Annotated in this window: 19 protein-coding genes and 2 pseudogenes; 5 read left to right on the top strand and 16 right to left on the bottom strand. The window is 35.7% G+C overall.

Annotation, left to right across the window (positions count from 1 at the left end):
- The first annotated feature begins 34 nt into the window (after nt 1–34).
- Nucleotides 35–817 carry a DUF3050 domain-containing protein gene (locus AC0J6S_RS05915; RefSeq protein ID WP_474955868.1) on the top strand — a complete coding sequence of 261 codons (783 nt, stop codon included), beginning with the start codon at nt 35–37 and terminating at the stop codon, nt 815–817.
- A 151-nt stretch (nt 818–968) separates the two neighbouring features.
- Nucleotides 969–1,864: pseudogene (locus AC0J6S_RS05910) on the top strand (serine/threonine protein phosphatase).
- A 31-nt stretch (nt 1,865–1,895) separates the two neighbouring features.
- Here the strand turns inward: AC0J6S_RS05910 and AC0J6S_RS05905 are convergent.
- From AC0J6S_RS05905 to trmB, 6 genes are all read right to left on the bottom strand, one after another.
- Entirely contained in the window at nt 1,896–2,213 is a 318-nt protein-coding gene (locus tag AC0J6S_RS05905) for a 2Fe-2S iron-sulfur cluster-binding family protein (protein ID WP_474955867.1), read from the bottom strand.
- Between the two features lie 186 nt (nt 2,214–2,399).
- Entirely contained in the window at nt 2,400–2,639 is a 240-nt protein-coding gene (locus tag AC0J6S_RS05900; protein WP_474955866.1) for a NifU family protein, read from the bottom strand.
- Between the two features lie 68 nt (nt 2,640–2,707).
- On the bottom strand, nt 2,708–3,835 hold the full coding sequence (locus tag AC0J6S_RS05895) for an Mrp/NBP35 family ATP-binding protein (protein ID WP_474955865.1): 1,128 nt from the start codon (nt 3,833–3,835) through the stop codon (nt 2,708–2,710).
- A gap of 198 nt (nt 3,836–4,033) precedes the next feature.
- Nucleotides 4,034–4,363, bottom strand: a complete 330-nt coding sequence (locus AC0J6S_RS05890; protein ID WP_165152408.1) for an MGMT family protein — start codon at nt 4,361–4,363, stop codon at nt 4,034–4,036.
- 286 nt (nt 4,364–4,649) lie between these two features.
- Nucleotides 4,650–5,048, bottom strand: a complete 399-nt coding sequence (locus tag AC0J6S_RS05885; RefSeq protein ID WP_474955864.1) for a hypothetical protein — start codon at nt 5,046–5,048, stop codon at nt 4,650–4,652.
- A 44-nt stretch (nt 5,049–5,092) separates the two neighbouring features.
- A complete protein-coding gene (trmB, locus tag AC0J6S_RS05880; protein WP_474956334.1) occupies nt 5,093–5,770 on the bottom strand; it encodes a tRNA (guanosine(46)-N7)-methyltransferase TrmB in 678 nt (225 codons plus the stop codon).
- Between the two features lie 232 nt (nt 5,771–6,002).
- Here trmB and AC0J6S_RS05875 point away from each other — a divergent pair, with 232 nt between their 5' ends.
- Nucleotides 6,003–7,607 (top strand): L,D-transpeptidase family protein, encoded by a 1,605-nt coding sequence (locus tag AC0J6S_RS05875; RefSeq protein WP_474955863.1) that lies wholly within the window; start codon nt 6,003–6,005, stop codon nt 7,605–7,607.
- Between the two features lie 2 nt (nt 7,608–7,609).
- Here AC0J6S_RS05875 and AC0J6S_RS05870 read toward each other — a convergent pair whose 3' ends face one another.
- Nucleotides 7,610–8,119 (bottom strand): nuclear transport factor 2 family protein, encoded by a 510-nt coding sequence (locus AC0J6S_RS05870; protein ID WP_474955862.1) that lies wholly within the window; start codon nt 8,117–8,119, stop codon nt 7,610–7,612.
- A 4-nt stretch (nt 8,120–8,123) separates the two neighbouring features.
- Complete coding sequence (locus AC0J6S_RS05865) at nt 8,124–10,586, bottom strand: AsmA family protein (RefSeq protein ID WP_474955861.1); 2,463 nt, start codon at nt 10,584–10,586, stop codon at nt 8,124–8,126.
- Between the two features lie 604 nt (nt 10,587–11,190).
- Between AC0J6S_RS05865 and AC0J6S_RS05860 the strand changes: the two genes are divergently transcribed.
- Complete coding sequence (locus AC0J6S_RS05860) at nt 11,191–12,774, top strand: L,D-transpeptidase family protein (RefSeq protein WP_474955860.1); 1,584 nt, start codon at nt 11,191–11,193, stop codon at nt 12,772–12,774.
- Nucleotides 12,775–12,868: 94 nt separating this feature from the next.
- Here AC0J6S_RS05860 and AC0J6S_RS05855 read toward each other — a convergent pair whose 3' ends face one another.
- The 5 genes and pseudogenes from AC0J6S_RS05855 to AC0J6S_RS05835 all read right to left on the bottom strand — a co-directional run bounded on the left by AC0J6S_RS05855 (nt 12,869) and on the right by AC0J6S_RS05835 (nt 18,157).
- Entirely contained in the window at nt 12,869–13,183 is a 315-nt protein-coding gene (locus tag AC0J6S_RS05855) for an HPF/RaiA family ribosome-associated protein (protein ID WP_474955859.1), read from the bottom strand.
- A gap of 245 nt (nt 13,184–13,428) precedes the next feature.
- A complete protein-coding gene (locus AC0J6S_RS05850; protein ID WP_474955858.1) occupies nt 13,429–14,400 on the bottom strand; it encodes a HaeIII family restriction endonuclease in 972 nt (323 codons plus the stop codon).
- Nucleotides 14,400–15,490, bottom strand: a pseudogene (locus AC0J6S_RS05845) (DNA cytosine methyltransferase). Before AC0J6S_RS05845 ends, AC0J6S_RS05850 begins: the two are co-directional and overlap by 1 nt.
- A 2-nt stretch (nt 15,491–15,492) precedes the next feature.
- The gene (locus AC0J6S_RS05840; protein WP_474955857.1) at nt 15,493–15,768 is read right to left on the bottom strand and encodes a helix-turn-helix domain-containing protein; all 276 of its coding nucleotides are present in this window, start codon (nt 15,766–15,768) and stop codon (nt 15,493–15,495) included.
- A 292-nt stretch (nt 15,769–16,060) separates the two neighbouring features.
- The gene (locus AC0J6S_RS05835) at nt 16,061–18,157 is read right to left on the bottom strand and encodes a prolyl oligopeptidase family serine peptidase (RefSeq protein WP_474956333.1); all 2,097 of its coding nucleotides are present in this window, start codon (nt 18,155–18,157) and stop codon (nt 16,061–16,063) included.
- Between the two features lie 305 nt (nt 18,158–18,462).
- On the opposite strand from AC0J6S_RS05835, the gene AC0J6S_RS05830 reads away from it, so the two are divergent.
- Entirely contained in the window at nt 18,463–19,590 is a 1,128-nt protein-coding gene (locus tag AC0J6S_RS05830; RefSeq protein WP_474955856.1) for a Fic family protein, read from the top strand.
- A gap of 108 nt (nt 19,591–19,698) precedes the next feature.
- Here AC0J6S_RS05830 and AC0J6S_RS05825 read toward each other — a convergent pair whose 3' ends face one another.
- From AC0J6S_RS05825 to AC0J6S_RS05815, 3 genes are all read right to left on the bottom strand, one after another.
- Nucleotides 19,699–20,256 (bottom strand): type 1 periplasmic binding fold superfamily protein, encoded by a 558-nt coding sequence (locus AC0J6S_RS05825; RefSeq protein ID WP_474955855.1) that lies wholly within the window; start codon nt 20,254–20,256, stop codon nt 19,699–19,701.
- Between the two features lie 21 nt (nt 20,257–20,277).
- Nucleotides 20,278–22,662 (bottom strand): TonB-dependent receptor, encoded by a 2,385-nt coding sequence (locus AC0J6S_RS05820; RefSeq protein WP_474955854.1) that lies wholly within the window; start codon nt 22,660–22,662, stop codon nt 20,278–20,280.
- Between the two features lie 74 nt (nt 22,663–22,736).
- Entirely contained in the window at nt 22,737–23,081 is a 345-nt protein-coding gene (locus AC0J6S_RS05815; protein WP_474955853.1) for a hypothetical protein, read from the bottom strand.
- Nucleotides 23,082–23,098 lie beyond the last annotated feature (17 nt).

The raw sequence follows: 23,098 nt of genomic DNA, 5'->3' as shown, positions 1-23,098 counted from the left end.
AAGCTTTTTTATATTTACATAAAAAATACCATCTATGAATATTGAAACAATCAACAATAGCATTCAGCCCCAAAAAGAACTATTGTTACAACATTCTTTATACAAAAAAGTAAAAACCGTTGAGGATTTACAGTGTTTTCTTGAAAATCATGTTTATGCAGTTTGGGATTTTATGTCGTTATTAAAAGCATTACAATCTAAATTGACTTGCACTACAACACCGTGGTTTGCCACACAAAATCCCCAAACCAGATATTTGATAAATGAAATAGTACTTGCCGAAGAATCTGATTTGACTCTAGACGGAAACCGCTCCAGTCATTACGAAATGTACATTGAAGCGATGAAAGCTTGTGGAGCAAACACCGCTGGAATTGAAGATTTTTTATCTGAAGTAGATTCGCTTAAAAACATATTTGTTGCGATTAAAACCAGCAATTTACACCCTAACATCAAAGCTTTTTTAGACTTTACTTTTAGAGTTATTGAAGAGGGAAAATCTCATGAAATAGCGGCTGCTTTTACTTTTGGAAGAGAAGATTTAATTCCAAGTATGTTCACTGAAATCTTGAAAAATTTTCAAGCAAATTTCCCGCAAACCGATTTGAGTAAACTCATTTATTATTTTGAAAGACACATCGAACTGGATGCTGACGAACACGGACCGATGGCGATGAAAATGATTACAGAACTATGCGGAACGGATGCACAAAAATGGTCTGATGTTGAAGAAGTTTCGAAATTAGCCTTGGAAAAACGCATCGGTCTTTGGGATGCAATCGAAGAAACAATTACTATGAATGTTGCGTTGGCATAAATCCAACACATCCAAATAAACGTAACAATTATTTAGAAATGTATTATATCTAATTTCAAAATAATGAAAAACAACTTCTTAAAATAAGTACCGATGAAAAAAATAGCTTTATTAGCTATTTTTTTTATCTTTATTTTTTTAAAATAAACAAATGTCTTCCCAAGAACGATTAACAAAAGCCTACAAAGAAGCTAAAAGAATTCCTTTCGACAATCAATCCAAATTCATTCTTTTTAGTGATTGTCACAGAAGTGATAATAGTTTTGCCGATGACTTTGCAAGCAATCGAAACGTATACTTTCATGCAATGACTCAATATTACAATGATGGTTTTTCCTATTGTGAATTGGGTGACGGAGATGAATTATGGGAGAATATTTTTTCCAAACCATCTTTGAAGCACACAAAAACGTCTATCTTTTACTAAAGAAGTTCCATGATTCCAATAGATATCATAAAATTTGGGGGAATCATGAAATGACTTTTCAAGATAAAGATCATGTAGCAAAAACGCTTTCAACCTATACAAATACACAGAACGACAGAATTGAACCTTTATTTTCTGGAATAAAATGCCATGAAGCTATTGTTTTAGTTCATCAGGAAACTAAGCAGGAACTATTTTTGACTCATGGACATCAAGCTGATTTCATGAATTATGTGGGTTGGAAAATCAACAGATTTATGGTGCGTATATTATGGAAACCACTCCAGATTTGGGGAATATCCGATCCTACAAGTCCTGCTAAAAATTATGTGGAACGTATAAAAATCGAACTCCGAATAAAAAAATGGATTGAGAACAACAATCGCAAAATAACCATTGTTGGCCATACGCATCGTCCCAGTTTTTCGTATCCAAGTCAGAACAGCACGCCTTATTTTAATGACGGGAGCTGCGTACATCCAAGAAGCATTACCGGAATTGAGATCGTAAATGGAACAATCACACTGATAAAATGGTCTATTGAAACGAAGGAAAATGGAATTCTTCAAGTTGTTAGGGAAGTACTTGAAGGCCCAACAAATCTTAAGGATTATAAATAAAAAAGCGTTTGCTGAGGCAAACGCTTTTTCATTAATTTTCCGGAGCCAACTCCAGTTCTAATCCTTCGAGGCTTTCGGTGATTGGAATTTGACAGCCCAAACGGCTGTTTGATTTTACGTAAAATGCTTCTGAGAGCATTGCTTCTTCGTCATCGCCCATTTCAGGTAAAGGCACGTCATTTAGCACATAACACTGACAGGAAGCACACATAGCCATTCCGCCACAAGTTCCTTCTACAGGAAGTTCGTAGGCTTTGCATAATTCCATGATATTCATGGCCATATCTGTGGGAGCCTGCAAGTCATGGACTACTCCTTCTCTATCTTTAATTTTTATTAATACATCCATAAATCAGTAATGAGTTATACGTTATATGTTGTGGGTTTGCAAATTTGCGTGAGTGATAGCAGCTGGCTACCGAAGTAGCGCGGATAGCACGACCGTTTTAAGAAAAAGGCAGCTACCCAGTATATCGAGTAGCCTTTTTTCTTAAAAGGGTCACGCCCTCCTTCGACTGCGCTCAGGATGACAAATTTATAGAATGTTTACAACAGTTTCTATTTGGGGAGCAAACTTTTTAATGGTAGTTTCCACGCCGGCTCTCAGCGTCATTTGGTTTACACTGCAACTCGTGCATGCTCCTTCGAGACGCACTTTTACGTGTTTGCCATCTTCGATAGAAATCAGTGTAATATCACCGCCGTCAGAATTCAAAAAAGGTCTGATTTCTTCAAGTGCTTTTTGAACTTCTACGAATAATTCTTCTGTTGTCATTTTCTTTATTTAAAGATTGAAGGATTAGAAAATTGAAAGATTAAAAATCATTTCAAACATTCTAATTTCTATTTTTTTACTGCTGAACAACCGGCCATAGTTGTGATCTTAACAGCCTCAGTAGCAGGTAAACTTTCGTTTCTATTTACAGTTTCTTGCACTACATTTCTTGTGATTTGTTCGAAAACGGTTTCAATAACGGAACCGGTTTGCATTGCTGCCGGACGACCAAAATCTCCCGCTTCACGAATAGATTGTACGATAGGCACTTCGCCAAGGAATGGAACTTCTAAATCTTCTGCAAGATTTCTGGCTCCTTCTTTTCCAAAGATGTAATATTTATTTTCTGGTAATTCTTCTGGTGTGAAGTACGCCATGTTTTCAATAATTCCTAAAACAGGAACATTTATAGCTTCAGACATGAACATGGAAACTCCTTTTTTGGCATCGGCCAAAGCTACTGCTTGTGGCGTACTTACAATCACAACACCCGTAATTGGTAATGATTGTACAATAGAAAGGTGAATGTCTCCTGTTCCCGGAGGTAAATCGACTAACATGAAATCCAATTCACCCCAATCAGCATCAAAAATCATTTGGTTCAACGCTTTAGAAGCCATTGGTCCTCTCCAGATTACCGCTTGACTTGGTGCTGTAAAAAATCCTATTGAAAGAATTTTTACTTCGTAACTTTCAACAGGTTTCATTTTTGATTTCCCGTCAACCGTTACAGAAACTGGTTTTTCATTTTCTACATCAAACATGATTGGCATAGACGGTCCATAAATATCGGCATCAAGAATCCCTACTGAGAAACCCATTTTGGCCAATGATACCGCTAGATTTGCAGTCACAGTAGATTTCCCTACTCCTCCTTTACCAGAGGCAACTCCAATAATATTTTTTATTCCAGGTATTGATTTCCCTTTAATTTCTGGCTTGTCCGGAACCTCAACTTTACTGTTTATTTTGATTTTAGCATCGGCAGATACTAATTCAAGAATTGTTTTTTTGATATCGTCCTCAGCACGTTTCTTAATGTGCATTGCTGGCGTATGCAAAACTAAATCAACTACAACCTCATCGCCAAAAGTTATCACATTAGCTATTGCGCCACTCTCCACCATATTTTTTCCTTCTCCTGCTATAGTAATCGTTTCTAAAGCTTTAAGAATTTCTTTTCTGTCTAATTTCATTTTTAGTTTACTGTTTTCTATTGACATTTTAGCGCCAGAATATTATCTTTATTTAAACTGATTTCAGATTACAAAGATACTGTGAAAAGTTCTTATTATAAAGGATTTGTATTGCATTTATTGATGCGAAAATTGATGGCAATTATCAAAGAAATATCGTTTTTTAATCTCAAAAAATAACGTTCGGACTTTTAGGCGTTACTCGACCCTAACTTCCGGTTGCCAGAAATGTTTTTCGAAATCAACTATTTGGTTATCCACCACAACAATTCCTTCATTCTCCAATAATTGCTGCATCAGATTGGTTCCGTCAAAATGTAATTTACCGGTAAGCAAACCTTTTCTATTCACCACGCGATGCGCCGGAACATCTTCCAGATTATGAGAAGCATTCATTGCCCAGCCCACCATTCGAGCAGAACGAGCCGTTCCTAAAGCTTTAGCAATAGCGCCATACGAAGTTACTTTCCCATACGGAATTTGTCTGGCTATGAAATATACTCTCTCGAAAAAATTGTCGTTTGACATGATGCTGAATCTAATAAGAAGTCTATGTATTATTCTTGAGCGGTAAAAAATTATCGCAGATAATACCGTATAATATTGATTAAGGTGATCAAGGATATCAATCCAGTAATGCTTCCTATGATAGTATTCATATTGCGCATCAGATAATCCGTTTTGTCTTGAATTTTTTGAAAGAAAGTGATGTAGCAATAAAACACAAAAAAAGATCCTAAGACCACACCTGTTACAAAGGTAAAAACATTGGTCGTATCAAAATAAAACAAATTGTATGACGCTAATGTAACGCTTACAAAAACATAATAAGGGATAGGAAAAAAGTTAAGCGCAGAGAGCAACATCCCAAGAAAAAAACGAGTAGAAGTACTCTTTTTTTTATTTTATCTTTTTTCTTTTTTGGCTTTTTGGCAATCAATAAGAAATAAATCGTCAATATTACAAAGATCCCAAAACCAACTTCCCGCAGCAAAACAATAACATCCGGACGCTCTTTTATAAACTGAGCAAACAATATGGCAAGTGCCGCCTGAAAGAAAATTACGATTACTGCACCCAGAACGAACCAGTAAGCACTTCTTTTTCCTTCCTTGAGATTCACCTTAGCTGCTGTCATATTGATCAATCCCGGAGGCGTAATCCCTATAAAGGCAGTAACAAAACCCAAAAGTAAAGAAGTGATTAAATTCATAGGCAAAGTGCAAGATCAAAAAAAAATCTGTTTCAAATATAAAACTATTCTTTGATTTTGAATCGAATATATGTAATTGCTTTGTTAATTTCCAAATATTGTTTTTCATAGAACGTCTGAAAAGCAGTCACTTCCTCTGGGCTTCCTTCATTTACGTACACATTATGATTGGCATATAAAACCTCATGTCCTTCGCCATGCAACAATCCTAAAGTATACCCATGCATGAACTCACTGTCGGTTTTTAAGTTTACAATACCGTCTTTTTTAAGGATTTTTTTATACAATTGCAAAAACTCTGAATTCGTCATTCTGTGTTTCGTGCGTTTGTATTTTATTTGCGGATCCGGGAAAGTTATCCAGATTTCGTCCACTTCATTTTCAGCAAAAATATGGTTGATCAATTCGATTTGAGTTCTTATAAAAGCCACATTATACATTCCGGTTTCAACCGCTGTTTTAGCTCCACGCCAGAAACGGGCTCCTTTAATATCAATTCCAACAAAATTTTTATTTGGATATCGTTCAGCAAGACCAACAGAATATTCGCCTTTTCCACAGCCTAATTCCAGCACTAATGGATTTTCATTTTTAAAAAATTCTGTGTTCCATTTCCCTTTCAAAGGAAATAAATCGCCTACAACATCTTCTCTTGTTGGTTGAAAAACATTGGTAAATGTCTCGTTTTCCTTGAATCTTTTTAATTTATTTTTGCTTCCCACTTTTTCAAAATATTTCGGCAAAATTAAGGAAATATTTAAGACCGAATGGCGAACAAGTGAAAAAATGAAAAAACGTTTTCAAAATCGCTGTATGTAAGCTGATATTTTATCCAGTTCTTTAAAAAATAACAGCCAAAGTAATGACTTTTGTACTATTTCCATTCTTAACATTACTGTTAATGCGCTTTTAGCACTCAAAATATTACTGTACCTTTATATAAATAAACTTGCTATGAAAAACTTCGTTTTATCTATTGCGGTATTATTATTTAGCTTCTCATTGATTTACGCGCACCGCAACAAATCAAAAACGGGTATTGAATTGTCTTTTGCAAAAACACTTCCCACCAACGAATCTAACAACTCTTTTGTCAAGATTGACAGCACAATTATTTACAGATTTTTCAAAACACATCCAAAAGTAAAAAAATACAAATCAGATGTTGTTGCTTTATACAAAAAACGAAACTACAATGCTATTTGGCATGACCACGAAGGACTTATCGAGTTTGCCAATTTGCTGTACTCTAAAGTAAATTTACTTGAAGAAGAAGGCTTAAAATCACGCTTAGCTTATAAAGACAAGATTGACGTGATTTTTAATGACGCATCTGCCAATGATTTGACCCAAACTGACGCGGAACTACTTTTGTCCTCCATGTACGTGTTTTATGCTAAAAAAGTATATGACGGAATTGATTCCGAAAAAGTGAAGGAAATGGGATGGTTTTTACCTCGAAAAAAACTGTCGTACGAGAATCTATTGGATTCGTTATTAGTAGATCCTCAAATATTAGATAAAAATGAGGAACAGCTGTTTAGTCAATATTACAAATTACGCGATGTTTTAAAGAGATACCGCCAAATAGAAAAAAACGGAGACTGGAATCCAATAGCAATCGATTCTTTGGAAAAAACATACAAACCAAGTGATAGCGCATCAACCATTGGAAAAATCAGAAAGCGTCTTGCCATTACAGGAGATTTAAAAGTCGATTCAAAAAGCAATGTGTATGATGCGGAATTGATGGCTGGAATAGTGAATTACAAAAAAAGAAATGGCTTCAATATCGATTATCTGATTGCCTCTAAGCATATTCAACGCATGAATATTCCCATCGAAAAACACATCAAAACCATAATAGCCAACATGGAACGCTGTAGATGGATTGACCCAGCGTTGACAAAAACCGAAGAATACATCATTATAAACATCCCATCATATCGGTTTTTCTTTAAAAAAAATGGCCAAAACGAATTGGAATCCAAAGTTTTTGTAGGCAAAAACATGACTAAAACTGTTGTTCTTAGTAGCAGTATTAGCAAAATAGTATTCAGTCCCTACTGGAACATCCCAAAAAGCATCATTGAAAACGAAATAAAAGACGCGATGGCTCTGGATGAAAACTATCTGGCCAAACATAATATCGAATGGAACAAAGGCAATGCAAGACAAAAACCGGGACCAAAAAACTCTTTGGGACTGGTTAAATTTGTCTTTCCAAATTCAGAAGACATCTATTTACACGATACACCATCTAAAGATTTATTTCAATACGAGTACCGAGCATATAGCCACGGCTGCATCAATTTAGAGAAAGCAAAAGAATTGGCACTTTTGCTTTTAAAAGACGACCCGGATTGGCCTATCGAACGCATCAATGAAGCAATGAAAGGAGAAAAGGAAACGGTGTGCATCCTGAAAAAGAAAATTCCAATACACATTGGTTATTTTACGGCTTGGGTAAATGATTCCGGAGAAATAAGTTTTTATAACGATATCTATTTAAGAGACGACCGTCTTGCCGAACTACTATTCGCCGATGATATTAAATAACACTATTGTTTGAACTGTAACGTTTTGATCATCAAATCTTCCAGAGAAGCCTTAACTTTTATAACTTCATTCGAATTTTCATTTGGAATCGTCATCGATAGAACATAGTGTTGTATTTTCCATTGGTTGCCCACTTTTACCAAAACACCAGAACCACGACAAATCTTCATTTGAGTATCCAATAATTCGTCAAACCAAGCTATTTTTCCGGTTTTATCAAAAAAGACATGACGTTCCAAAGCACTAAAACTCCACGCTTTCCCTTTGTCGAAATGTGGTTTTGCATACGCTTGAAAGGCTGTCTTATTCCAATTCTCTGAAGCATCGGTACCAATGAAAACAGCATCATCTGTCATTAAACTGAAATAATCGTTATAGTTAGCTTGTGATGCGGCTTTATGCCACGCATCAAGTGTGGCGCTGACACTTGTTTTCGAAAGTGCCTGTTGCTCCATGCTGCTTTTGCAACCGAACAAACAAAAAATGATAAGAACTGGCAGTAGTTTTTTCATACAATTAAAGTTTTTCATGGTTTTTATTCCATCTGATTTTTATTTTTCCATCAACATCAACGGCCAATAAATGCAGTACGATTCCTTTCGTACGTTTTTCAGCTTTTTCCGCTTCATCGGTGATAAGTTCATCTTTTTTTGGATTTCTCAACGGAATAGTCATCGCTAAATTTGTACCTCTGTTGAACGAATAGACGCCATTTACATCTAAATTCAATACATTGGAACTCACTTTCAAATCATTTACATCAACTAAATCTCCATTGATTTTAAAATTTCCTGACAAATCACTAAAAACGATATGGTTCACATTTCTAAAAGGAAAAGCGAACTTTCCTATATTTGTGATGGGTTTAAAATCGATTAAAGCGCCTTGAACCACCTTAAATTTAGCCGCACCGGAAAGAGAGTTCGTTTTTAATTCTCCGCCAGAAAGTAGTTTTCCTTTAAGCGCTGCCGAAGCTGTTAAAAACCCCTCTATGTTTTTAGGTTCAAAAGATTGAATCCCAAAATTATTCAAGCCTGCAAGGAATCGGCCAATGTTGACCCGGTTGATTTTCGCATTGGACTCCAGCAGAAAATGATCTCCATCAGGTACTAATTGCCCATCAAAAGCAATACTTCCGCCAACACTTTGAACCCAGCAATTTTTGACAATTAATGTATTGTTGAGTAACAAAATCGTTGCTTTCGCATTCGTCGCCTCGAGTTTACTATACACCATTTTATCCGCTTTAACATTTAGCACCATTTGGCTTTTTTCAATCACGGAATACAATTCATCTGAAAAGTCATCTTTTTTGCTCTTGGTTTTTGGAGCTTTTTTACTAGTACTTGTAAAAACACCCACAAACTGTTTCACATCCAGAAAGGGAGCATAAATATCCCAGTTTACAACCATTTTTTCAGGATTTTCATAATACAACGTCAGGAAATTGTCAATTTTTCCTTCCATAAAAACCATATTCCTGCGGTCTTTAAAATTAATTTTCTTGATCAATAAGGCTTGCTCTGTAAAATCTAACTGAATGTCTGTTTTTACGAAAGTCAAATTCCTTGGACCATAATTTACCGTTGCATTTTTAACGGCTACACTTCCCGTGAACAAGGTTTTTTGTATTTTTAAGTGCACCACATCAAATTTGAAATCCAAATTCACTTTGGCCTGACCATCAGAAAAATGCATCAAATTCGCATTGACTATCTCATTTAGTCGCGAAACGGCAAAGTCCGATTTAAAACTACCTGACGCTGTGGTTTTCTCAAAATTAGAAATGATTCCGATTGGAATTGCAAACGGAATGGTTTTGTATTTTCCCGAAAAATCCGTTAAAGTAATCGTCGAATTAATGTCGTTACAACCGGCACCTTTTTTATATTGGTTGGTGAATGTGGCCCCAAAACTGCAGTCCGTAATGATTCCGTCCGGTATCGTGAGTTCGTTATTTTTAATTTTTGTCGTCACCACAATTTCCGGATCGCCAGTGACATTCATATCGCCAATAATCGTGCAACCTACATCAATCGGTTTTTTTAAATCAAACTGATTAATTTTAGTACTGATATTAGCACTCAATAAAGCGGAAGCATCGCGCCACAAAATCGTAGTTTTTATGGCAATATCAAAAGGAGACTTGTTTTTATCCAAACTAAAATGGGCGTTGATATCAAAGAACTCCTCTCCAATTCCGAAATTCTCTGTGGCGACACTAATTTGGTTTTTTGGTTCTGAAAAATCAACTTTCAAAACCCCTTCTACCATTCTATTTTGGATAAAACTTCCTCTTTTGGTATTGAAAGCCATACTTTTGGCAAGCGTTTTCAAATACAAATTCGTGTGCCAATTCTCGCTATCATGATCTATTTGGCTTCGCAATGCAACGATATTAAAATCAAATAATTTATGTCCCAATTGATTTTCGGAAATAAAATGCACTTGATCTAGAACGACTTCTTTTACTTTAGAATCTGTGGAGCTTTTTGACTTTTTGCTTTTTGGCTTAGGCCTAAAAATATTCGTGTTTACAATTCCGTTTTTTCCTTTAAACAAATGCAAAGTAGCCTGCTGGATTTCTATTTTGTCGATGTTAATCTCATTAGAAAGCAATCCCAAAACATTGACACGCACCTCAATTTGTTCCGCTTTGAGCAACGTTCGCTTGTGTAAAGACCACAAACTGTCCTTTAATTCTACTTGGCTTAACGCCAAAGTCATATTGGGGAAACCCTTTAAGAACTTGTAATCAATATCGCCAATATCGATTGTGCCGGTAATATTTTCGTTAATTTTCGCATTAATTTGCGTTACGATCTCCGCTTTATTATTCTTAAAATAAACCGATAAAACCGCGGAAGCTATCACCAAAAAAGCCACAATTCCCAGAAGTAAAAAACCAATTCTTTTGATTATTTTTCGAAAATTTATGGTTTGAAAATAAGATTTTATGCGCTGCAAATATTGATTCATACGTATTCCTTTACTATTTTAAATAAAGGTAGCTAAAAACATTCGGTTTAAGAATTAATAATCCAAAAACGGATTTCACACCCCCTTTGAGCGCCTGCTATGCCATTTTCATTTCTCGAATTTCAGACTGTTCAACCACATTTTAAAAATTAAATTCTGTGAAGTTCAATCTACTTTTTCATCTTGAAAAGTTCAATATTTTAAGATGTTCCATTGAGTGAAATCATATAAAAAGGAATAATTATTGGGTTTTATCGTTTGATGTTGCTTTTGTAAAAAAGGTAATATTATTCGGTTTTTTGTCTCTTTCGACAAAATGGAGTTGCAGGAACAATTTTACATCTTGCAGGACTATTTATTTCATAATTTTTGGTTTTCTAAAAACAAATTGAATCAAAAAAACCATCTCTAAAACAAAAATAAATTCATAACTAATTGATTTACAATTACTTAATTTTAATTCTAATTTCATACATATCCTTAAAGTAAAGATTGAGATGCGTTTTGTAAAAACTTATGCAGTCCAAGGCTGGTAGCACCTTACTGGATTTGATGTATTTTTGTAATGCCTTAAATTCATTCAAGGCGAATTAAAAGTTAATCTATGAAAAAGTTACATTCCCCCATCCTATTGGTTGTTTTTATACTGCTTTTTACTATTGTTTCCTGCAAAAAGAAAGATGGAAATACTGTGGCTGCCAATACTCAAACGAGTATAAATGCTATAGAATTTGCGTTTGACAGCACGCAAATCAAAACTTTCTTCGGGAAATATCCAAAACTGCAACCTTATCAAGGTGAAGTAGAACAATTGTACCGCAAGCATCAATTTCATTATATCTGGTTTGATAAGAATGGTCTTAATGAATTTGCCGGTTTGTTGTACAACAAGGTAAATAATTTGAGCAAGGAAGGAATAGAAACCGTGATTCCGTACAAAGAAAAATTAGACGATATCTATGACAATCCGGACAACAATCAAAAAGCAACTATTGACACGGAGTTATTGAGTTCTGCGCTATACTTTTTTTATGCGGATAAAGTGTACGATGGCATCGATGCTCAAAAATCGAAAGAGTTAGGTTGGTTTTTACCTCGAAAAAGACAATCGTATGTCAATTATTTAGATTCGTTGTTGATCGACCCTTCGTTAATTCACAAAGAAGAAAAAGGCGTTTTGAAACAGTATTACCTGCTTAGAGATGTATTGCAGGAATACCGCAAAATAGAAAAGAAAGGCGGCTGGAAAACCATTGCGCTGGATCCAAATGTAAAATCGTATAAACCTGGCGACAGTGCCACTGCCATTGCGCAAATCAGAACGCGTTTGTTTATCACCAATGACATTTCCCGAGATTCTAAAAGTGCCGTGTATGATGATGAATTAGCTACCGGAATTTTGAAATTCAAAAAAAGAAGTGGCAATTTGCTGAACAAAACGATTCTTCCGGAACACATCAATTATATGAACGTTTCCGTTGCGGATCGTATCAAAACTGTTATGGTCAATATGGAACGTTGCCGATGGATTTCGAATGACATCACCAAATCCAAGGAATTAATCGTGGTGAATATTCCAGCTTATGAACTGACTTTTTTCAGAGATGGAAAACCCGAATTACGCTCTAAAGTTGTTGTGGGAAAAGCGATGCATAAAACGGTAATTTTTAGTGCGCCAATGAAGTACATCGTATTCAGACCGTATTGGAATGTGCCGACCAGTATCCTTAAGAAAGAAATTCTTCCTGCTATTGAAAAGAATCCAAATTACTTAGCCGAACACAACATGGAATGGAAAGACAGCAACGTAAGACAAAGACCCGGACCGGAAAATTCATTGGGATTAGTGAAGTTTTTATTCCCCAATTCGAATGCGATTTATTTACACGATACACCATCCAAAAGTTTATTTGGCAAGGAATATCGCGCTTTTAGCCACGGTTGCATTCGTGTAGCCAAGCCAATAGAACTTGCTGCCATGATCATGAAAAACGATAAAAAATGGAATCCTGAAAAGATAGAAAGCGCGATGAACGGCGGAGAAGAATATTGGTACACGCTCAAAAACAAAATTCCGGTATACATTGGTTATTTCACTGCTTGGGTAGATGCGGACGGCGTGGTTCATTTCTATGAAGATGTTTACAAAAAAGACGAAGCATTAGCAACCTTATTGTTTGATAAATAAAAAGCAGCCTTCCTCGCCATAGAATAAACCAAAAAAAAAATGACACTATCTTCTAAAGACAGTGTCATTTTTTTATTTGCCAAAAGGCAACGATTTAATAGGTTTTCTTTTTTTCGAAAGTTGTTTCCAATACTTTTTTAATTTTATCCAAGGCACCGTGAAAGGCTTTTTCGGTAGTATCAGCATGATTGGTAACCGCTAAAGGCTGCATATTATTTGGTCTGGCTTCAATCAGGCATCGTTTGTCGTCAACGCCACCTTTATCACTGTTTTCATCACCAAGATGCACTTCTAAACGGGTTACTTTATCTTCAAAACGGGCCAAAGTCGTTGCTATTTCATCCGCAATATACGCTTTCAAACGTGCGTGTCCTTCTACATTATTGTCTGTGTTGATTTGTACTGTCATGTTTTTATATATTTAATGTTCTATTCTCAAATTTACCGATTGAAACACAAAAAACCGAACCAATTAATAAAACATTGGGAAAATAAAAGAGAGAATTTGTGGTGTTGAGGAAGGGAATGGGTTAACCATTTTCTAAATAATTATAAATGAAGTCATTCTCAGTTTCAAACTCTGAATCAAATTTCATTACAAATAGTGAAGTTAATTTATCAAGCCAATTTTCAATTTCTTGTTTTGAATTTAGATTATCCAATAAATAATTGATTTGAGAAAAGTGAATGAGGTGCAGAAACTAAATTAATATCGAATTTTAATGACGGTTCAATTCGAGAACTTGCGTTATGAATGCGAAAAGAGATTTGCCAACCTTCATTCAAAGTTACTAAAAGTGTTGTTTGAGAATTATCCTGATAAACAACTTCAATCAATCTATTAGGAAATTTTAATTTTTGAATTTTAGCTTTTGGTTTGATATTTTCAAAAGGTAAATTCAATGTGCCGTGTAAATTGTAGGCTTGTATTTCGACTTTGTTTTTCCCTTTAATCACTTTGTAAAAATCCTGATTACCAATTAAATACTCAACTAATTTCTCTGCTATGATTCCAGGGTTTTCTTTATCTAATCTCAATAATTCAGTTTTAAAAGCATCCAAAACGGGAACATAAACAGAAGTATGATAATCACCTAAAGTGTCCCACTTTTGTGTTGCTTTACTAGCTGTTCTTAGCTTTGCCAAATTACTAAAAACAGGATTGATTTCTTCAAAATAATTAACAGAGCAAGGAATTCCTAACCATTTTTGACCAAAATCAATATCATTTGACAAGCGCGAATGTTTAACTGCTCTATGATTATTTTTTGCTGAAATTCCAATCTCCCATTTTTGCAACGACCTAATAGCTAATACATCCCGAACATCTCCAGTTTGACCTGCTTTATCTGCAACAATTTCGAGTTGTAAAACATCATTTACGTGAATTCCATTTGCCAAACGTGGCTCTATATCAAGCAGAAAATTAACAGCAAAACTTGCAACTAATTTATAATGACTTTGTTCTTTTTCGTCAAAACTCACAAAACATTTAAGAGCAGTTTTAAATGGTTCATTTTCGATAACTGTAACAGAAGTTACGACTTTTAAACGTTCCAAAAATTCATTTAACAAAGCGTATTCAAAGGCTTTACCATTGATTGTTTGAGTAGATATTTTTGCCATTATATAGATATACTTTTAATTATTTCGTTCATTTTTTCAAGTACAATATTTCCATTTACTTCAGTTACAATACTTTTTGAAGTAACATTTTTAACAACCTTTATCTCTTCCAAATCAGAATATATTTTTTGAGCCAAAACCTTCCCCATTCTCACAGGAACAGCATTCCCAATCATTTTGTAACCAGCTACAACACTATTATATTCAAAAGAAAAAGTATCAGGAAAAGTTTGGATTCTTGCACATTCACGGACACTTAACCTTCTATATAAATCTTCCTTGCCCTTAACAAATTCCCGAATATTTTGTTCAATAAAATTCATCTTTGGTGCTTGTGGATGTAGTGGAGCGTGGCGCCCACCTGCTTGAATCGTGAAAGAAACCTCATCCCAAGAACGAACTCTATTTCTTGACATAAACATGGAAGAGAAACCGCCAATCATATATTCGTGATTCAATACTTTACAATCACTTCCGTTTGTATAATTTCCTAATTTTGCGGGTAATGCAGTATCTTTTAAATCTCCAATCGCTTTTTCAAGTGTGATTTTACTTTCAAGTGTAGTTGGTCTTGGAAAAGTAAATTTCATTCCTAAATCCTTTCTATACCCGATAAAGAAAACACGTTTTCTATCTTGTGGAACACCGTAATCAGAAACATTCAACAATTGGAATGTCAAATCGTAACCAATATCTGTAAACATTTGTTTTATATTTGCCAAAGCATCTTTATGAGCAGGCAATAACATTCCTGATACATTTTCAGCTAAAAAAAACTTTGGTTTTTTATCTGCTAAAATTCTCATAAATTCATAAAATAGTTGACCTCGTTTATCGGCAATTCCTCGTTTTGAACCTGCTTCCGACCAGCTTTGACAAGGTGGACCGCCAATTATACCGTCACAATCAGGAACTTCACTTGAAGGAATATCAACAATGCTTCTCCTGTCTAAAATCGTTTTTTTATGATTTTTTTCATACGTGGCCAAATTTCTTTGTCGTATTCATTTGCCCATATGACATCAAATCCAGCTTTTTCAAAACCAAGATCCAGACCACCAGCACCGGCAAAAAATGAAACTATTTTCATATTTAAATTTTAAATTTTTTATCGTTGAAGAACTCCATAAAATCAGTATCGAGAGCAAGGATGATTTTCTCAATAATTTCAATAGAAACATTTCTTTTTCCTTTCTCGATGTCTGAAATATAATTTCTATCAACATTCGATATATTAGCTAGTTGCTCAATAGAGAAACCTTTATTCTCTCTTAACTCTTTTACTTTATGACCGAATTTTTCTTTAATATCCATATTTGATAAAATTAGTTTTACGCCTACAATTGACCCGCCTACAATTGACCTCATTAATTTTTAGTTTTCAACTTGATTTGTTACGATAGAATTACTCTAAAACAAAAAAAACGCTACTCTTTCGAATAGCGTTTTTTGAAATTTGTGTGGTGATGGCTTTGTTCCTCTTGAAGACAATCGTCTGAGGAATCGAATGCCCTAGCCCTGATGGGAACGGCATCCTTTTTTTGAATTTTTTAGGCTGGAAGCTTTTTGAAGGCTTCCAGCCTAAAATTCAAAAAAAGATACAGTGTACAGCAGGATTAAGCTCCTAAAAAAGAATAACCACACCGTACCTCTGTTGCTGTTATTTACTTGCAGGGATGGTCATAATCCCCATATTGTATAACGTAAAGGCCTGAATATCGACATTTTCCTGAATGGTTGCTGCAACGGATTTTCCGGCACCGTGTCCTGCATTGATATCAATACGGATTAGGGTTGGGTTTGTTCCGGTTTGTTTTTCTTGTAATTCAGCAGCAAACTTGAAACTGTGCGCTGGCACTACTCTATCATCGTGATCGCCTGTTGTGACCATAGTAGCTGGGTACTGGGTTCCTGTTTTTACGTTGTGTACCGGTGAATATCCTTTGATGTAGTTGTACATTTCCTTGCTGTCCTGCGCCGTTCCGTAATCATACGCCCAACCTGCTCCTGCGGTAAAAGTGTGGTAGCGCAACATGTCCATAACGCCGACTGCCGGCAAGGCTACCTTCATTAAATCTGGGCGTTGTGTCATGGTAGCACCTACAAGCAATCCTCCGTTTGATCCACCACGAATGGCCAGATATTGTGAAGAGGTATATTTTTGAGCAATTAGATATTCTGCCGCTGCGATGAAATCATCAAATACATTTTGTTTTTGCATTTTGGTTCCCGCATCGTGCCATTTTTTCCCATATTCGCCACCGCCACGTAAATTTGGTACGGCATAAACGCCTCCATTTTCCATCCAAACTGCATTAGCAATACTGAAACTTGGTGTCAAGCTCACGTTAAATCCTCCGTAACCATATAACATGGTTTGATTTGTCCCGTCGAGTTTTAATCCTTTTTTGTGGGTGATAATCATCGGGATTTTGGTTCCGTCTTTGGAGGTATAAAACACTTGTTTGGACTCGTATTTCTCGCTGTCAAAATCTACTTTCGGTTTTTCATATACTGCAGAAGTTCCTGTTGCTGGTTCGAATGAAAATATTGAACCCGGCGTAATGTAATTTGTGAAAGAATAATACAATGTTTTCTCCTTTTTCTTTCCGCCAAAACCACCGGCAGTTCCTACGCCCGGCAATTGGATTTCACGTAGCAGTTTCCCGGAATAATCGTATTGTTTCACTACCGAAACGGCATCTTTCATGTAATTAGCGAAAAAGTATCCACCTCCAGTTGATGGCGACAACACATTCTCAGTTTCTGCAATAAAGTCTTTCCAGTTTTCCGGTTTTGGGTTTTTCACATCAACGGTAACAATGCGTTTGTTGGGTGCATTCCAGTCGGTTTCTATGAATAATTTTCCGCCTTCGTTTTCGATGATGTTGCTGTCGCTTTTGAAATTATCCACAATCGTCACTATAGGACTGTTGGACTTTGTCAAATCTTTGATGTACAACTCGTTTCCATAAGTAGAATTAGACGCTGTGATTACTAAATAACGGTCATCTTCGGTTACGCCACCACCTACATAACGGCGTTTTTGATCTGCACCAAAAATTACTTTATCATCCTTTTGTGTAGTTCCTAACTTGTGGAAATACAGTTTATGCTGGTCGGTTTTTGCAGATAATTCGCTTCCTTTTGGTTTGTCATAACTGGAATAGTAGAAACCTTCGTTCCCTTTCCAAGACACGCCGCTGAATTTCACATCGACAATAGTGTCTTCAATAATTTTTTGCGTAATGGCATCCATGATGATGACTTTTCTCCAGTCGCTTCCGCCTTCTGAAATGGCATAGGCTACTTTAGAACCATCTTTGGAAAAATCCAATCCGCCAAGCGAAGTAGTTCCGTCTTTAGAAAAAGTGTTTGGGTCCAAAAATATGGTTTCGGTTCCTTTTGAATCTTTTCGGTACAACACCGATTGGTTTTGCAAACCGTTATTTTTATAGTAATACGTAAAATTTCCTTCTTTGAAAGGCGCTCCTATTTTCTCGTAATTCCACAGTTTTTCCATTCTTGCTTTCAACACATTGCGAAACGGGATTTGAGCTAAATATCCGTAAGTTACTTCGTTTTGTGCTTTTACCCAAGCACCGGTTTCAGCAGATTTGTCGTCTTCTAGCCAGCGGTACGGATCAGGAAGCTTGGTATCGAAATACACATCAACAGTTTCCCCTTTGGTGGTTACGGGATAGGTTATAGGTTTTTGGTTTTGGCCAAAAGTCGCCATTGCAGAAGATACAGCCATTATTAAAAAAGTTTTTTTCATTAGTTAATTTTTTAGGTTGTTACAAAAATAGGGAAATAGTTAGTGTTGTAAAGTTGACAAAGTCTTAAATAAAACCAAAAAAGCTAGTGTTTAGAGAAATCTGATTTTATAAAATATTTTTTTTAAGTTCAAAACACTAATTAAGATTCTCTTTCATTTACTTAAATTACCCATTTCTTATTTAAGTTTTTTGTCAATTTACTTAAATAAAAGAAAAGTTATTTAAGTTTTTTGTCGATTTGCTTAAATAAGAATACATTTGTTTAAGTTTTTAAATCATCAAAATGGAAAAATTTACTTCTGGCAAATATATCAATCAAGGATATTACAAAAGCTTCCAACCCAATACCATTCACAGAGACTGGATATTAAATGATATGGAAGTTATTCAGTTACTAAGTAAAGCCGACAGGCATTTAGGTAGATTAGACATGTATTCTGAGTACGTAAACATCGACTTATTTATTAGGATGCATATTGCCAAAGAAGCAACTCAATCTTCAAAAATTGAGGGTACTCAAACCAATATGGAAGAAGCTTTTTTAAGCAAAGAAGAAATTGCTTATGAAAAAAGAGACGATTGGGAAGAGGTACAGAACTATATCAGTGCAATGAATGAAGCGGTTAAACTATTACACCAACTTCCTTTTTCGTCCCGACTCATAAAACAAACACATAAGATACTTTTGCAGGGTGTACGTGGCGAACACAAATTACCTGGAGAATATCGAACTAGCCAAAACTGGATTGGCGGAGCCAGTATTAGTGATGCAACCTTTATTCCTCCCATTCACTCAAGTATTAATGAGTTCATTTCGGATCTTGAAATATTTGCAAACGATGAAATATCACCACTGCCTGATTTAATAAAAATTGCAATTATACATTATCAATTCGAGACTATTCATCCTTTTTTAGATGGAAACGGTAGAGTTGGCAGATTACTTATAACCATATATTTAGTCAGCAAAGGAATCCTAAAACAACCCATTTTATATCTTTCTGATTTTTTTGAAAAAAACAGAATATTATATTATGATAATTTAATGCGAACCAGAACTCATAACGACATTAACCAATGGTTAAAATTTTTCTTAACCGGTATTATTGAAACTGCAAAAAAAGGGGTAACTACTTTTGATGGTATTTTGCAACTGCAAAAAAGTTTGGAAGAAAAATTAAAGTCATTGGGAAATCGCAATATGGACGCACGAAAAGTAGTAGATTACCTTTACACTCAGCCGATAATTGAAGTAACAAAAGTGGAAGAATTATTACAAAAGTCATCAGTTACTGCTTATAAACTTTTGGCAGATTTAGAGCGACTAGATATTATAAAAGAAATATCTGGAGCACAACGAAACAAGTTATATGTTTTCAAAGATTATTTAGATTTATTCAATCACGATTAACATTCATTTATTAAAAAATTAAAAATTAGTGCCTAGTATTTAACAACCAAAAAAACGCTACTCTTTCGAATAGCGTTTTCTAGAATTGCTAACATCAGAACGATGAACTTATTTTACTTGAACTGGATATGTAATTTCTGCATCTGTTGCACCACCAGCATTTGTAATATCGCCTGCTGCAACTCCAGCAGCACTTTTAGCTGGTTCGTGTCTCAACACAACCACTATGTTTCCAGTTGCTGCTACTGTTCCTGTTTTCAAAGTAAAAGCCAATCCAATAGGCTTCCCGTTAACATCGGCATCGGCATAAGTAAAAGCTCCTATTGCTGCTGCTGCCTGAAAAAACAGCTGATGCTCATCGCCTTCTTCTTTTATTTCCAATGTAATATCATCAACTGGCGTCACGGACTCGTTTAAGAAACGTACTGTTCCTGTGTAGGTAGTGTTTACCAATAAATCTCCTGCAACCGTTACTACAGGTGCATTTGGACCGTCTCCGTCAAGATCTCTTGAAGTCAAAGTCACAGTCTGGCTTCCAGCGGTCAGAGTTGTAGTCACCGTTGTGATTACTTCTTCCTCATTTACTGCAATTGGATCGTCATTGTTACAAGATGAAAAGCTTACTAAAGTGATTAATGCGATTGCTAAAATTTTTGAATTTTTCATTTTATTGTTTTTGTTTACTTTTTAATAATTGAATTTTAATTGAATTTGAAAGTTTCTACCCATTTCATCGGCAAAAAAACGTTGCCTGTTCAGATAGTCCCTGTAAGTAGTGTTTAAAATATTTTGAACAGAAAATGCGATCGTTGCATTGGTTTTACCGAAAGTCTTGAATTTCATTTCCGAATAAAAATGCAACAATTGATAAGCCGGTGGCGGTGTACTGATGTCTACCAGAACGGGCACCAACTCATTATTTACGACAATGTTTGTAGTGAAATTATTGTCAGGAAACTGATTTTGACGCAGCACCACTTCGCTCTTTAATTCGATTTTCAAATCATGCCATTCGTTCTTTGAAAACTGAACTTTATTGCTCAGATTCAGAGGCGGAATATCGATTAGAGCTTCCTTGTTAGTGAGGTCTTTCCCGTTGACATACCCTAAAGCGAAATCATGTTGCCATTGTTTACTTATTTTCCAATGGGTTTGCACATCAACTCCCGCCAATCTTGCATTGGTTTGTTGGTATTCCCAAACAGGGAAAGCACCACGAGTAGTGGTTTCAAAACCAACAGGACGCAAGAACATGAAATTACGGATGTTATTGATGAAAGGATTCACCTCAACCGAGAAAGTAGTCCATTTTTTCTGCAATGTTGTCGATAATTTGATTGCTTGTTCTTTGTCTAAAGCTAAATCGCCTAACTCGATAATCCCTGTGGAATGATGCAAACCGTCACTAAAGAACTCCGATGGATTTGGGTTTCTGGTAGCAAGACTGATATTAGAATACCAATTCAAACCTGCCTCAAATTCCTTGTGAAACCCTGCGCTGGCTGAAATATTATGAAATTTAAAACTAGGCTTTGCCAACCATTTAATGCCGTCTTCACCCACTATAAAATCAGCGAATTCAGTTGAATAGCCTCTTTCCTCCCATCTGGATTTCAAATAAAACTTAGCCGCATCCACTCGCGAAAAATCATAACGCATTCCGGCATCCACAGAAAAGCTATCGGACAAATTATAACTCGCTATTCCATAAGTTCCAAATTCGATTCGGTCAAAATTAGGAATCAGCGGATTTATTCCCGTAGCCGGGTTTGCAAAATTATTTTGTATCGAAGTATTGAATCCTGTTTTTAAAGTCCAGTCATGCAACGTTTTTTTGTAATCTACATTGATGGCATGGGTGGCTAACTCCAAGTCTAAAGCGGCTACATCTTTAAAATCTCCTCTGCGTACATCGAACTCCAATCTTTTGTTGAACTGAAAAGAGTACTGCACTGCCAATGAAGCCGTTTCATCAAAATAATAGTTGTAGTTCATCTTAGCCAAATGATGCTGCACCTTCTGCTTTGGATTTTTTATCGTGTACGTGAAATCATTTACAACCGAAGGGATTTTATTGGTAATGGAATTGTACAAATCGTTTACATTCCCGGTATGTGAAGCGCTCAAAATACCAATAGTCGTATTGTAAAAACTGTAGTACCCGGAAATATCATACTTTTTTCCAGTAAATTTTACATCTCCTGAAAAATTAGCTTCACGATTTCCTGAATTGGACAATACATAATCCGGTGCTTCTTTGTCGCCTGAATACTTAAAAGTTCCCAAAACGTTCCAACTCCATCCTTTGTCGTTTCCTTTGTGCAAACTAGAACTAACGGAACCGCCTCTGCCATTGGACGCCAAATTCAGAATGGTTTTACCAAACAACGTATCTCTTTTTACCGAAACCGGTTCAATAACCACCAAACCTCCTACGGCATCACCTCCATACTGCAGCCCGGAAGCGCCTTTGATCACTGTGATTTTTCCGGCAGCGTTTACATCAAAATTGGGTGCGTGTTCCGTTCCCCATTCTTGATCTTCTAATCGCACATTGTTATTGATCACTGGAACCCGACTTCCAAACAAACCATTAATAACTGGCTTCACCACGGAACTTCCCGTTTTCAAACTGGTAACACCTGCTACTTCTTTGAGCATATCACCAAGTGTCTGGTTGCTGAATTTTTCGATGGTTTCCGTTTTGATCTTTTGTTCCAATAGGGATTTGTTCAGCGTATTGGCTTTTTGCCTTACGACTACTTCCTGAAGTTGGTCCGTATTTTCTTTTAAACTAAAGTTCAAAACTTGGTCACCAGAAATATTTACCAGCGTATCAACAGATTTATAACCAACATACGAAACGAATACTTTAATATTTCCTACAGGCAGTTTTTTTATTATGTAGTTACCGGAAACATCCGAAGACACGGTTTTTGTTCCAATGTGTATGTGACTCCCGGAAAGAGGTATTCCTCCTTGGGTAGTGATTTTTCCACTAACAGTATTTTGCGCAAAACTTAGCGTGCAAAACAAATAGAAGCAGAAAACAATATAGATTTTTGTTTGCATTTTCCTTGTTCAAAATATATAAACATGTGAATCATTTCCAAAATTGAAAATAATGTATTAATGTGAAATATAATTTAAACCAATGGAGGAGCTCGAAGCGCAAAAAGGCTTCCTTTGAAGAATTGTGTGATTTCAAAAGACTTGAAACCTGTATTATTTAGGTATAATTCTACTAAATTTAAAGCAAAATGAAGTAAAACAGGAAATGTAAAACCACTTAATTTATAGTCACAAACACCACAAAAATCAAAATTGTGATGCTGATGCGTAATTTCTGCGGCAGAATTTTTGTTATGTACACATTGTATTTCAGAAAGTTGCTGTGCTATATGTTCGTATTTATGCAGCGATTGAAACAGCATCGAAAGTAATACTGTCATCGTTAGCAAGAAACTAAATATGGAAAATTTCCTTTTCATCTTTGGCAAATATAATG

The sequence above is a fragment of the Flavobacterium sp. TS_SC_5 genome (genome assembly GCF_056156265.1).
The sequence above is the reverse complement of the archived record's forward strand: the minus strand, read 5'-3'. Positions and strand labels throughout refer to the sequence as shown.

Excerpts from the sequence above, each read along its gene's own strand:
- AC0J6S_RS05855 (WP_474955859.1), bottom strand. The coding sequence starts at position 13,183 with ATGACAGTACAAATCAACACAGACAATAATGTAGAAGGACACGCACGT.
- AC0J6S_RS05890 (WP_165152408.1), bottom strand. The coding sequence starts at position 4,363 with ATGTCAAACGACAATTTTTTCGAGAGAGTATATTTCATAGCCAGACAA.
- AC0J6S_RS05835 (WP_474956333.1), bottom strand. The coding sequence starts at position 18,157 with ATGGCTGTATCTTCTGCAATGGCGACTTTTGGCCAAAACCAAAAACCT.
- AC0J6S_RS05830 (WP_474955856.1), top strand. The coding sequence starts at position 18,463 with ATGGAAAAATTTACTTCTGGCAAATATATCAATCAAGGATATTACAAA.
- AC0J6S_RS05895 (WP_474955865.1), bottom strand. The coding sequence starts at position 3,835 with ATGAAATTAGACAGAAAAGAAATTCTTAAAGCTTTAGAAACGATTACT.
- AC0J6S_RS05885 (WP_474955864.1), bottom strand. The coding sequence starts at position 5,048 with ATGAATTTAATCACTTCTTTACTTTTGGGTTTTGTTACTGCCTTTATA.
- AC0J6S_RS05900 (WP_474955866.1), bottom strand. The coding sequence starts at position 2,639 with ATGACAACAGAAGAATTATTCGTAGAAGTTCAAAAAGCACTTGAAGAA.
- AC0J6S_RS05870 (WP_474955862.1), bottom strand. The coding sequence starts at position 8,119 with ATGAAAAAACTACTGCCAGTTCTTATCATTTTTTGTTTGTTCGGTTGC.
- AC0J6S_RS05840 (WP_474955857.1), bottom strand. The coding sequence starts at position 15,768 with ATGAGGTCAATTGTAGGCGGGTCAATTGTAGGCGTAAAACTAATTTTA.
- AC0J6S_RS05820 (WP_474955854.1), bottom strand. The coding sequence starts at position 22,662 with ATGCAAACAAAAATCTATATTGTTTTCTGCTTCTATTTGTTTTGCACG.
- AC0J6S_RS05860 (WP_474955860.1), top strand. The coding sequence starts at position 11,191 with ATGAAAAAGTTACATTCCCCCATCCTATTGGTTGTTTTTATACTGCTT.
- AC0J6S_RS05825 (WP_474955855.1), bottom strand. The coding sequence starts at position 20,256 with ATGAAAAATTCAAAAATTTTAGCAATCGCATTAATCACTTTAGTAAGC.
- AC0J6S_RS05905 (WP_474955867.1), bottom strand. The coding sequence starts at position 2,213 with ATGGATGTATTAATAAAAATTAAAGATAGAGAAGGAGTAGTCCATGAC.
- AC0J6S_RS05850 (WP_474955858.1), bottom strand. The coding sequence starts at position 14,400 with ATGGCAAAAATATCTACTCAAACAATCAATGGTAAAGCCTTTGAATAC.
- AC0J6S_RS05875 (WP_474955863.1), top strand. The coding sequence starts at position 6,003 with ATGAAAAACTTCGTTTTATCTATTGCGGTATTATTATTTAGCTTCTCA.
- AC0J6S_RS05865 (WP_474955861.1), bottom strand. The coding sequence starts at position 10,586 with ATGAATCAATATTTGCAGCGCATAAAATCTTATTTTCAAACCATAAAT.
- AC0J6S_RS05915 (WP_474955868.1), top strand. The coding sequence starts at position 35 with ATGAATATTGAAACAATCAACAATAGCATTCAGCCCCAAAAAGAACTA.
- AC0J6S_RS05815 (WP_474955853.1), bottom strand. The coding sequence starts at position 23,081 with ATGAAAAGGAAATTTTCCATATTTAGTTTCTTGCTAACGATGACAGTA.